The organism is Streptomyces sp. NPDC005805 (assembly GCF_040630445.1).
GTDB lineage: Bacteria > Actinomycetota > Actinomycetes > Streptomycetales > Streptomycetaceae > Streptomyces.
This window is the reverse complement of record NZ_JBEXXN010000050.1, coordinates 42,513-54,386: the sequence shown is the minus strand read 5'-3', so window position 1 is coordinate 54,386 and position 11,874 is coordinate 42,513. Positions and strand designations below refer to the sequence as shown.

7 protein-coding genes are annotated in these 11,874 nt (G+C 75.1%); 4 read left to right on the top strand and 3 right to left on the bottom strand.

What is annotated here, in order from left to right:
* Positions 1-44: 44 nt before the first annotated feature.
* Positions 45-527 carry a DUF456 domain-containing protein gene (locus ABZ457_RS23775; protein ID WP_359160548.1) on the bottom strand — a complete coding sequence of 161 codons (483 nt, stop codon included), beginning with the start codon at positions 525-527 and terminating at the stop codon, positions 45-47.
* Positions 528-648: 121 nt separating this feature from the next.
* Positions 649-1,650: a helix-turn-helix domain-containing protein gene (locus ABZ457_RS23770; RefSeq protein WP_359160545.1), complete on the bottom strand. Its 1,002-nt coding sequence runs from the start codon at positions 1,648-1,650 to the stop codon at positions 649-651.
* A 200-nt stretch (positions 1,651-1,850) separates the two neighbouring features.
* Here ABZ457_RS23770 and ABZ457_RS23765 point away from each other — a divergent pair, with 200 nt between their 5' ends.
* The 4 genes from ABZ457_RS23765 to ABZ457_RS23750 all read left to right on the top strand — a co-directional run bounded on the left by ABZ457_RS23765 (position 1,851) and on the right by ABZ457_RS23750 (position 10,609).
* The gene (locus ABZ457_RS23765) at positions 1,851-5,594 is read left to right on the top strand and encodes a S8 family peptidase (protein WP_359160542.1); all 3,744 of its coding nucleotides are present in this window, start codon (positions 1,851-1,853) and stop codon (positions 5,592-5,594) included.
* Between the two features lie 1,224 nt (positions 5,595-6,818).
* A complete protein-coding gene (locus ABZ457_RS23760) occupies positions 6,819-8,174 on the top strand; it encodes a protein phosphatase 2C domain-containing protein (RefSeq protein ID WP_359160539.1) in 1,356 nt (451 codons plus the stop codon).
* 67 nt (positions 8,175-8,241) lie between these two features.
* Positions 8,242-9,984 (top strand): pyruvate dehydrogenase, encoded by a 1,743-nt coding sequence (locus ABZ457_RS23755; protein WP_359160536.1) that lies wholly within the window; start codon positions 8,242-8,244, stop codon positions 9,982-9,984.
* A gap of 112 nt (positions 9,985-10,096) precedes the next feature.
* Positions 10,097-10,609, top strand: coding sequence for an ATP-binding protein (locus tag ABZ457_RS23750; RefSeq protein WP_359160533.1), 513 nt, complete (start codon positions 10,097-10,099; stop codon positions 10,607-10,609).
* A 43-nt stretch (positions 10,610-10,652) separates the two neighbouring features.
* Here ABZ457_RS23750 and ABZ457_RS23745 read toward each other — a convergent pair whose 3' ends face one another.
* Entirely contained in the window at positions 10,653-11,744 is a 1,092-nt protein-coding gene (locus ABZ457_RS23745; RefSeq protein WP_359160530.1) for a DUF2637 domain-containing protein, read from the bottom strand.
* Between the last annotated feature and the right edge of the window lie 130 nt (positions 11,745-11,874).

Below are 11,874 nucleotides of genomic sequence, written 5' to 3'. Positions count from 1 at the left end.
GCCGTACGCCCGGTCCGCCGGTGCGGACCCGCGGCGCCCGCCGCTCAGCCCCGGACGGTCACCCCCACCCAGGCGCCCACCACCAGCAGGCAGCCGAACAGCTCCACCAGCACGCTCGTGCCCGCCGACCGCATCACCGCCCGGGTGGACGCCTTCGCCGGGGCGTGCCCGCCGAGCCGCCGGCGCTCGCACAGATAGATCCCGCCGATGAACCCGGGCACCGCGCCCACCACCGGCAGCAGCACGAAGCCGAGCAGCGCCCCCGTCCCCGCGTAAACCGCCATCCGGCGGGTGATGCCCAGACCGCGCAGTCTGCGGGGCGGCAGCAGCCACACCACCACCTGGACGACCAGCAGCACGGCGGTGGCGCCCACCAGCAGCCCCCACGCGGCGCCGGACAGCTCCTGCACCGCCCACCACAGGACGGCGGCCCACACCAGCAGGGTTCCGGGCACCCCCGGAACCAGGACGCCCAGCAGACCCAGCAGCATCACCCCGCCCACCAGCAACTGCTGCCATACGCCCATCTGCCCAGAGTGCAGGATGGGCCGCCTCCCCGCAGATCGCGCGGCGTGGGCACCGTCCGCGCAGGTCAGCCGGGCCGCCGGGGCCGCCCGGGGCCGCGCGCCCCGGGCGGCAGGGGGTCGGTCAGCCCGGCCGGCGCAGATCGCGGGCGACCCAGCCCCGGGCGTACGCGTGCCAGCCGAGCTGGAGCCGGGTGGTGACCCCGGTCAGCTCCATCAGCCCCTTCACCCGGCGCTGCACCGTCCGCAACCCCAGATCGAGCTGCTTGGCCACACTCGCGTCCGTCATCCCCGCCAGCAGCAGCGACAGCACCTGGAGGTCCACCGCGTCCGGCCCGGTGGCCGTCTCCTCGACGACGGTGTCCCCGGACCGGACCAGGCGCAGCGGCAGCGCGTCCCGCCACACCGACTCGAACAGGCCCATCAGCGACTCCAGCAGCCCGCTCGCGTGCACCACCAGGGCCGCGGGCTCGGCGCCCCGGCCGGTCAGCGGCACCATCGCCAGCGCCCGGTCCGCGATCACCAGCTTCGTCGGCACCCGGTCCACCACCCGGACCCGCTCGTCCCGGCCCAGCGCCGCCGACAGCTCCGTGATCCCGTCCGGGATCGTCAGCACCTCCCGCTCCACGACGACCCGGTAGCGCACCCCGCGGACGGCCGCCTTCTCCTCCGCCTCGTTGTCCGTCCCGCTCACCGCCACCGGCTTCCCGGTGACCAGCGCGCAGACCTCCTCCACCGCGCCGAGCTGCAACTGCACGAAACGGTGCGTGACCGCGCTCGCGCCCGTCACCACCTCCACCAGATCGTGCACCGACGGCTCCGCCGATTCCGCGCGGTACTCCTCCGCCAGCAGCGCCGCCGCCAGCTCCGCCTGCTCCAGCTCGTGGCGCTGCTGTGTCAGCAGCGCCCCCAGCGCCACCCCCGGCGGGGCCGCGACCCAGCGTCCCGTCCGCGCCGAGGACTGCGCCGCGAGACCCTGCTGTTCCAGCCGGCGCAGCGCCCGCTCGGTCTCCGGCTCGGTCAGCGACAGGCGGTGCGCGAGATCGCCGATCTCCGCCGCCCCCATCGCGACCAGTACGCGGTACGCGGTCTCCTGCCGTTCGTCGAGTCCTATCGCTCCCAGCACCCTCCGGACCTCCCCTGACGTGCGGTTCATCCCCTGAGACGGGACCGCCGTGGCGGAAAACGGCCACGGCGTAAACCCGCCGCCGGACATCATCGCCGCATCAGCCGTTCCTCTGCCAATGTGGCGCCACCGCAGCACCAACGGCCTCCGGCAGCAGGGCCCTTGTGCCCGTTCGATGCCGGTTTCGGATTTGGAGAGCGATGCGCCCGATATCGCGTACGGCCCTGGGAGCGGCCACCGCCGCCGTCCTCGCCGTCACCGCACTCGCGCCGCAGGCGTCGGCCGGGCCACGGTCCGGCGACGACCGGCCGCCGCTGACCGGCAGCGAGACGGCGGCGGACCGGCGGCAGGAGTCCGCCACGGTCACCCTCGTCACCGGCGACCGCTTCCTGGTGACCCGCGACGCCGCCGGCCGCCCCGCGGCCGCCGCCCTGCCCCGCCCCGACGGCACCGTGCCCGTCGTCCAGACGCGCACCGCCGGCGAGGACCTCTACGTCTACCCCGAGGGCGCCACCGCCGCCCTCGCCGCCGGACGCGTCGACCAGGAGCTGTTCAACGTCACGGGCCTGATCCGCCAGGGCTACGACGACGCCGGCACCGACTCCGTGCCGCTGATCGCCACCTACCGCACCGACCTCGCCCGCACCCTGCCCGCCACCCCGCGCGCGGCCACCCGCGGCCCGGTCCTGAAAGCCGTCGACGGCCTCGCCCTGAAGGCCGACAAGAAGAAGGCCGCCGACTTCTGGGCCGATGTCACCGCACCCCGCTCCCGCGCGGCCGCCGGCCTGGAGAAGCTGTGGCTCGACCGCAAGGTCGAGGCCACCCTCGACCGCGCCGCCGAGCAGACCCGCGCCGACCTCGCCCGGGCCGCCGGATACGACGGCAGGGGCGCCAAGGTCGCCGTCCTCGACACCGGCGTCGACGCCGGACACCCCGACCTCGCGGGCCGGATCACCGCCAACGAGAACTTCACCGACTCCGAGGGCACCGAAGACCGCCAGGGCCACGGCACCCATGTCCTCTCCACCGTCGGCGGCACCGGGGCCGCGAGCGGCGGGAAGATGCAGGGCGTCGCCCCCGGCGCCGAGCTGATCAGCGGCAAGGTCCTCAACGACTCCGGCTCCGGCGCCGCGTCCTGGATCATCGCCGGCATGGAGTGGGCCGTCGGACAGAAGGCCGACGTCGTCTCCATGAGCCTCGGCAGCCCCGTGCCCACGGACTGCGCCGACCCCATGAGCGCCGCCGCCGAGACCCTCGCCCGCGAGCACACCGGCACCCTCTTCGTCGTCGCCGCCGGAAACACCGGCCCCGCCGCGGGCACCGTCTCCTCACCCGGCTGCGCCCCCGGCGTCCTCACCGTCGGCGCCGTCGACCGCGACGACAGCACCGCGCGGTTCTCCAGCCGCGGCCCCACGATCGTGAACCACACCCTCAAGCCCGAGATCGCCGCCCCCGGCGTCGCGATCTCCGCCGCCTCCGCGGGCGGGCGCGGAGCCCACGCCTACCGGGCCATGTCCGGCACCTCCATGGCCACCCCGCAGGTCGCCGGCGCCGCCGCCGTCGTCAAGCAGCGCCACCCCGACTGGAACGCCCGCCAGATCAAGACCGCCCTGGTCTCCGCCGCGGAGACCGCGATCCCCGGCGACGCCCGCGAGACCGGCGGCGGACGGCTCGACGTCAAGGCCGCGATCGACACCGAGGTCACCGGCGCGCCCGCCCTCCAGGGCGGCACCTTCGCCTGGCCCCAGCACAGCAGCGACCGCACCACCGTCCCCGTCCCGTACACCAACCACGGCACGGAGCCCGTCACCCTGGGCCTCGCCGTCCACGGCCTGACCGGCAACGACGGCTCCGCCGTCCGCGCCGGGACCGCCCGCCTCGGCGCCGACCGCGTCACCGCCCCGGCCGGCGCCACCGTCACCGTGCCGCTCACCCTCGACCCGGCCGCCCGGCTCGACCACGCCCAGTACGGCGATGTCACCGGCCGGGTGGTCGCCACCGCGAGCGGCGGGGTGAGCGTCTCCACCCCGTTCGCCCTGTACGTCGAACCGGAGACCGTCACCCTGCGCGTCAAACTCCTCGACCGCGCCGGGAAGCCCGCCGACGGACCCTCCTCCCTCGACGTCATCGGCACCGACGACGCCACCGGCGAACGCCGCTTCAACGAGGGCGCCGCCGGCCAGGTCTACCGGGTCCGCCCCGGCGCGTACTTCCTCTCCTCCTTCGTCGTCTCGCCCGACGGCAGCCTGGCCTACCTCGGCCGCCCGCAGACCAAGGTCACCACGGACACCACCGTCGTCCTCGACGCCCGCCGCGCCAAGCGGCTGCGCGTCGAGACCGACCGGCCCACCGAGGTGCGCAGCGCCACCCTCGGCTTCGCCCGGACCTGGGACGACACCTGGCTGCACGCCGGCACCCTGACCGGCAACCGGCTCGCCACCGGCTACTACGCGGACGTCCAAGGGCGGCCCCGGGACGGCGAGTTCGAGTTCGGCAGCTTCTGGCGGGCCGCCGCGCCGATGATCGAGAGCCTGACCACGGGCTCGGGCGACCGGCTGCACCCCCTGACCGCGTACACCGGCTCCGTCAACCTCGACGGCACCGGCCGCGCCGGACTCGTCGACGCGGGCACGGGCACCCCCGCCGAACTCGAAGCGGCGGGCGCCAAGGGGAAGTTCGCCCTGATCCGTCTCCCCGAGGGCAGCACCTCCGCCCTGGACGCCGCCCGCGACGCGAAGGCCGCGGGCGCCCTCGCCGCGATCGTCCACCGCGCCGAGCCCGGACGCTGGCTGCCCGGCGCCGGGTTCAACAGCCCGCCCCACCCCGTCCTCGGCCTCGACTCCGCCGAAGCGGCCCTGCTGCTGAAGCGCCTGGAGTCCGGACCGGTGACCCTGCGCTGGAAGGCGACGGCCCGCACCCCGTACGTCTACAACCTGGCCTTCACCGAGGACCGGCCCGTCACCGCCGCCCGCACCTACCGGGTCCGCGACGCACGGCTCGGCCGGACCGAGGCCACCTACCACGCGATGGGCGTCGCCGCCGACTTCACCGACATCGTCTTCGCCGACCGGCCGGGCGGACTGTCCGCGACCGTCTCCGGCTACGACCCGGTCGGCGTGCCCGGCACCCGCACCGAGTTCCACACCCCCGGCGACACCCGCTTCGAGCACTATGTCTCCTCCAGCGTGCCGTGGGGCGAGTACATGACCGACCGCTCCCGCACCTACACGGCGGGCGCCGAACGCGAGGAGTCCTGGTACGGCGGCGTCGTCGCCCCCACCGCGCCGCGCGACACGGCCGGGGCGCGGCTGCTCGCCGGGGAACGCCAGGGCAACCTGATCGGCGTGGCCCCCGCGATGTGGGGCGACAGCGAGCACGCGGCCCAGCCCGGGTCCTTCGGGGACATCGGCAACCTGCGACTGCTGCGCGAGGGCACGGAGATAGGGCAGACTGGATACCCGTTCGGGGTCTTCGAGGTTCCCGCCGACGAGGCCGCGTACGAACTGGTGCTGGAACAGCGCAAGATCGGCTCACCCGCCGCGGTCTGGAAGCGCTCCACCGAGCTGCGGACGACCTGGAAGTTCCGCTCCCGTCTCGACGAGAGCGCGTCCTCGCAGGGCATCCCCCTGCTGTTCCCGGGTTACGGTCTTCCGGAGGACGGTCTCAAGACCGTCCCGGCGCGAGACGGCCGGCGGATCACGCTGGGCGTCACCGGCCACGCGGGCTACCGCCCCGGGGCCCTGACCGCCGCGAAGCTGTCCTGGTCCTACGACGGCGGCGAGACCTGGACCGAGGCCGTCACCGAGCGCCGCGGCGGCACCTGGACCGCGACCGTGGACCACGCGGGCGCCGCGGGCGAACAGGTCACGCTGCGCACCGAACTGACGGACGCCAACGGCAACTCCGTCACCCAGCTCGTGGTCGGTGCATACGCCGTGCGCTGATCACGACCGGTCCGCCGGGCGTCTTTCCCGTGGGGGGTTGGGCCGCCCGGCGGACCACTCCGTCCGCCGCTTCGTCCGCCGTGCATGGGTGTGTGCCCGTGTATTCGGGCGCGGCGGCGGCGATTTGTCGCATTGCCATTTTTCGGGCGACACCGTTTTCCGCGGGGTCCCGCGGTGGACAATAGGGGCATGAGCGAGCAGGGGGAGCGGCCGCCGGCCCGACGACAGCGGTCCGAGGACGACTGGTGGCAACGCCTCTACGACGACACCGCCCCGGACACGGGCCCACCGCCCGCCCCGACGGGCGACACGGTCGACGACCGCTTCGCCTCGGCGTCGGGCGCCCTCACCCGCCCCCGCGCCTGGTGGGACCCGCCCCCGGGGCCGGGCCCGGTGGACGGCTCGGACCGGGCCCCGGTGGACGGGGCGGCCCGGGCGGAACCTGCGGCGCCGGTGGCCCCGGCCGGGGTGGACGGGGCTCCTGGCTCCGCCCCGGGCCGGGCGGCCCCCGACGGCTCGGCTCCGGTGGACCGGGCTCCTGGCTCCGCCCCTGGCCGGTTGGACCGCGATGACTCGGCTCCGGTGGACCGGGTCCCTGGCTCGGACCCGGCGGGCGGGGCGGCCCGGGCGGAACCTGCGGCGCCGGTGGCCCCGGCCGGGGTGGACGGGGCTCCTGGCTCCGCCCCGGGCCGGGCGGCCCCCGAGGGCCCGGCGCCGGTGGACCGGGCTCCTGGCTCCGCCCCTGGCCGGTTGGACCGCGATGACTCGGCTCCGGTGGACCGGGTCCCTGGCTCGGACCCGGCGGGCGGGGCTCCTGGTTCCGCGCAGGGTGGTGCGGCCCCGGTGGACCGGGCCGGGCCGGGTCCCAGCTCCGCGCCGGACCGGGCCTCGGCGGACCGGGCTCCTGGCTCCGCGCCGGACCGGGTGAACCCCGATGACTCGGCTCCGGCGGACCCGGCGGACGGGGTTCCCGGTTCCGCGCAGGGCCGGGCGGTTTCCGAGGTCCGGGTTCCTGGGCCTGAACAGGCCCCCGCAGCACCGGAGCCGGTGGACCGGGCCGGATCGGAACCGGATTCCGGTTCTGCCCCGGACCGGGCGGCCTCCGAGGGGGCGGCTCCGGTGGGCCCGGCTCGGGTCGAGCGGGCCCCCGCCACGGCCGCCCCGGGCCGGGCGGCCTCCGGCGACTCGGCTCCGGTGGACCCGGCCCCGCCGGTCGCGCCCCCCGTGGCCGACCCGCGAACCGCCGCTCCGGCGGCGGAGGCGCCGCCGTGGCTGCCGCCCAGGCCCACCGGCGCCCCCGCCGCGCCGGAGGCCGCGGTCCCGTCGCGGGACGCCACACCCTCCGCGCCGACGGCCGGCGGCCCCTGGGGCGCCCCGCCCGGCGACGACGAGTTGCCGCAGCGACGCCACTACACCGGCCCCACCCTGCCTCCCGCACCCGCCCCGGAGGCCGCGGTCCCGTCGCCGGACGCCACACCCTCCGCGCCGGAGAGCGCCCGCCCCGACGCCGCCACCGGCGGGACAGGGCCCGACGCCCACGGGGCCGGGGACCCGCCCGGCAGGGACGCGGCCGGGGACCCGCCCCACCTCGTACCCCGGCCCCGGGGCGGCGTCGTGGGGGACGGGCCGCCCACGTACGACCCCGAGCCCACCGCGCTGCCCGCCGCCGACGCGCTCGAACTCGCGGCGCTGGTGCCCGACACCGTGCTCGACGGCGCCCGGTACGGCACGTACACCCTGCGCGCCGCCTCCGTGCGCGGCGACTCCGCGCGCTTCCGCGGCGAGCCCCGCCGCGACGCGCTGCTCACCGCCCGCTTCGGCACCGGCCCCACCGCCCTCGTGCTCGTCGCCGTCGCCAGCGGCAGCCGCCGCACCGAGCACGCCCACCTCGCCGCCGCCGACGCCTGCCGCTGGATCGGCTCCGCCGTCGGCCGCAGCCACGCCCGCCTCGGCGACGACATAAGGGCGGGCCGCCGCGGCGACCTCAAGTCCGGCCTGCACCGGCTCACCGACCGCAGCTTCGGCAGACTCCGCGCCCGCGCCGCCGAACTCGGCGTCGAACCGGAGGAGTACCGCGTCGGCCTGCGCTGCCTGCTCCTCCCCGCCGACCCCGACTGCCGCACCCGCGTGTTCTTCGGCGTCGGCCCCGGCGGCCTGTTCCGGCTGCGCGACGGCGACTGGCAGGACCTGGAGCCCCCCGGCCCCGCCCCGGCCGACGTCACCGGCGAGCCCGTCGTCGGCTACGGCTCCTCACCGCCCGAGGCCGGCCCGGACGGCGACCGGCTCACCATGGACCTCGACATCGTCACGCCCCGCGCCCCGTACATCGAGGACCCCGTGCCCCCGCCGGCCGAACCGTTCCGCTTCCGGGCCTCCGTGGCCCGGCCGGGGGACACCCTGCTGCTCTGCGGCGCCGGCCTGGCCGAACCCCTGCGCGGCGAGCCCGCCCTCGCCGGCGAACTGGCGGACCGCTGGAACGGATCGCCCGCCCCGGGCATGGCCGCGTTCCTGGCGGATACCCAGATCAGGGTCAAGGGGTACGCCGACGACCGTACGGCGGTGGGCGTCTGGGAGGCGTGAGCGGCGTGCCCATGGGTTGATGGACGTCGGGGCCGAGGTCCAGAACACCGGAAGGGCGCGCATTCCCATGGCCAAGCAGAACGTGGCGGAGCAGTTCGTCGAGATCCTCGTCCGCGCCGGCGTCGAACGCCTGTACGGGGTGGTGGGCGACAGTCTCAACCCCGTCGTCGACGCCGTCCGCCGGACCCCCGGCATCGACTGGGTGCATGTGCGGCACGAGGAGACCGCCGCCTTCGCCGCGGGCGCCGAGGCGCAGCTCACCGGCCGGCTCGCGGCCTGCGCCGGCTCCTGCGGCCCCGGCAATCTGCACCTGATCAACGGCCTGTACGACGCCCACCGCTCCATGGCGCCCGTACTCGCCCTCGCCTCGCACATCCCCTCCTCCGAGATCGGTCTCGGCTACTTCCAGGAGACCCACCCCGAGCTGCTGTTCCGCGAGTGCAGCCACTACTGCGAGATGATCTCCCACCCGCAGCAGATGCCCCGCCTCCTCCAGACGGCGATCCAGCACGCCATCGGCCGCGGCGGGGTCTCCGTCGTGACCATGCCCGGCGACATCGCCGACCGGCCCGCCCCGGCGAAGACCGCCGAGCACGCCCTCGTCACCAGCCGCCCCACCGTCCGCCCCGGCGACGCGGAGCTGGACAAGCTGGTCGACATGATCGACAAGGCCGGGCGGATCACCCTCTTCTGCGGCAGCGGCACCGCCGGCGCGCACGCCGAGGTCATGCAGTTCGCGGAGCGCGTCAAGTCCCCCGTCGGGCATGCGCTCCGCGGCAAGGAGTGGATCCAGTACGACAATCCGTACGACGTCGGTATGAGCGGCCTCCTCGGCTACGGCGCCGCCTACGAGGCCACCCACGAGTGCGATCTGCTGATCCTGCTCGGCACCGACTTCCCGTACAACGCCTTCCTCCCGGACGATGTGAAGATCGTGCAGGTCGACGTCCGGCCCGAGCACCTGGGGCGGCGCTCCAAGCTGGACCTCGCGGTCTGGGGCGATGTGCGCGAGACCCTGCGCTGTCTGATCCCCCGGGTGCGCGCCAAGTCGGACCGGCGCTTCCTGGACAAGATGCTGAAGAAGCACGCCGACGCCCTGGAGGGCGTGGTCCGCGCCTACACCCGCAAGGTGGAGAAGCGGACCCCGATCCACCCCGAGTACGTCGCCTCCGTCCTCGACGAACTCGCCGACGACGACGCCGTGTTCACCGTCGACACCGGGATGAACAACGTCTGGGCCGCCCGTTACATCTCGCCCAACGGACGCCGCCGGATCATCGGTTCCTTCAGCCACGGCTCGATGGCGAACGCGCTGCCGCAGGCCATCGGCGCGCAGTTCCTGGACCGGGACCGGCAGGTGGTGTCCATGTCCGGGGACGGCGGGTTCACCATGCTGATGGGCGACTTCCTCACCCTCGTCCAGTACGACCTGCCCGTGAAGGTGGTCCTCTTCAACAACTCCGCGCTGTCGATGGTGGAACTGGAGATGCTGGTCGCCGGGCTGCCTTCGTTCGGCACCGCCAACCAGAACCCGGACTTCGCCGCCGTGGCCCGCGCCTGCGGCGCCCACGGGGTGCGGGTGGAGAAGCCGAAGCAGCTCGCGGGCGCGCTGAAGGACGCGTTCAAGCACAAGGGCCCGGCCCTCGTCGACGTCGTCACCGACCCCAACGCGCTCTCCATCCCGCCGAAGATCAAGGCCCAGATGGTCACCGGCTTCGCGCTCTCCGCGAGCAAGATGGTCCTGGAGGGCGGGGTGGGCCGGATGGCCCAGATGGCCCGGTCCAACCTGCGCAATGTGCCCCGGCCCTGACGCTCCGGGCCAATCCCGATGAGTGGTGTCCCCCGAGTGGGGCATGCATCCCGTGGACGCGTACGCGGAGTGGGCGCCCGACAGGAGTGAACTCGTTCCGAGTGGGGGGAAGATGACTGCACGTCACGGGGGAGCCGGCGTACGGGGGCGGCTCCACCGCAGACTGGGCCACGGCGATCTGACGGCCGTGCCCGAAGTCCGGCACGCCTTACGGGACCTGCTCGGCAAGTGGCCCGACCCGGAGACCGGCGCCGCGCGCGAGGGCGCGGGCGACGCGGTGGACGTGGCCGAGCTGCTGGCGAGCGAACTGGTGACCAACGCCCTCGTCCACACCGACCGGGGCGCGGTGGTCACGGCGACCGTCGAGGACGCCCGACTCCATGTCGAGGTACGGGACTTCGTCGCCGTCCTCCCGGTCCGCGAGCCGCCCGGGACCGGTGCGGATGAAGCCAGTGCGGACGGGGCGTCCGGCGACGGCTCCGAGGACGCGGACGGCGCCGACCTCGGCACCTCGGGCCGGGGCCTGTTCCTCGTGGACCGCCTCGCCGACGCCTGGGGTGTGCGGACCGCGCAGGGCGCCGGCAAGGTGATCTGGTTCGAACTGCACGCGGAGGCCGCCGCGTAGCACGGCGCGGGTGCCTTCCCGCCGGGGCGGGAAGGCACCCGGCTCAGCCGAACTGCTGCTCCAGGTCCTTGAGCTTGCGCTCCAGGGAGTCGAGCCGCGGCAGGGCCTGGGTGTCGTCCTCGGCCGTCAGGTCGACGGTGACCGGGTCAGCCCCTTTGGTGCCCACCGCCTGGAGCGAGGGCCGGGCGCGCACGGGCAGTTGTCCCGGCTCGGCTATGGCGGGCTCCACGACGGACCCCGCCGGCTCCACCGCGGAAGCCTGCGATGCCTGCCCCTGCCCACCAGGAGCCGGGTCCAGCGCGGGGAGCTGCGTCGCGCGGCCTCTCCCCAACCCCCAGGAACGGTGCTGGCGGTTGTACGCCTTGATCCGGGCCCGGTCCAGCCTCTCCTGGTCCCGGCGGCGCATCCGGTTCTCCTGCTTCTCCCGCCGGTCCTCGCGGACCTCGTCCACCGCCTCGTCCAGCGTCCGCACGCCCTCCAGCAGCATCAGCGACCAGGCGGCGAAGGTCTCCCGGGGCGCCCGCAGCCAGCGCACGATCCGGATCTGCGGCAACGGGCGCGGGACCAGGCCCTGTTCGCGCAGGGCGGCCCGGCGGGTCTGCTTCAGGGCGCGGTCGAAGAGCACCGCGGCCGACAGCGACATCCCCGCGAAGAACTGCGGCGCGCCGTCGTGCCCGAGCCCGCGCGGGGCGTGCACCCAGTTGAACCAGGCCGCCGCCCCGGCGAACAGCCACACCAGGAGCCGGGACCCGAGGGCCGCGTCACCGTGGCTGGCCTCGCGCACGGCGAGCACGGAGCAGAACATGGCCGCCCCGTCGAGGCCGAACGGCACCAGGTACTCCCAGCCGCCGGAGAGGTTCAGGTTCTGGCGGCCGAAGCCGACCAGCCCGTGGAAGGAGAGCGCGGCGGCCACCGCCGCGCAGCAGAACAGCAGGACGTACGAAGCCGTGCCGTACACGGCCTCCTTGCGCCGGCGGCGCTCCTCGCTGCGTTCCCAGGAGTCGTCGGCCGCGCTCTTGGTATCGGAGTTCCCGGCGCGCTTGCCGCGGGTGAGCACCGCAACCGCCGCCAGGACCCCCAGGAGCATCACGCCGCCGGGAAGCAGCCAGTCCAGCGATATGTCGGTCAGTCGCATGCGGTGTCCCTTGCATCGCGTGAGGCGTTTCGGCGGCCATAGTGGCCGACCGTGCGACCCGCTCAGGGGGTTTCCGCGCAAGACCACGCCATCGGGGCGCTCGGGGGCGGAGTTGGGCGTGATCTGGTCG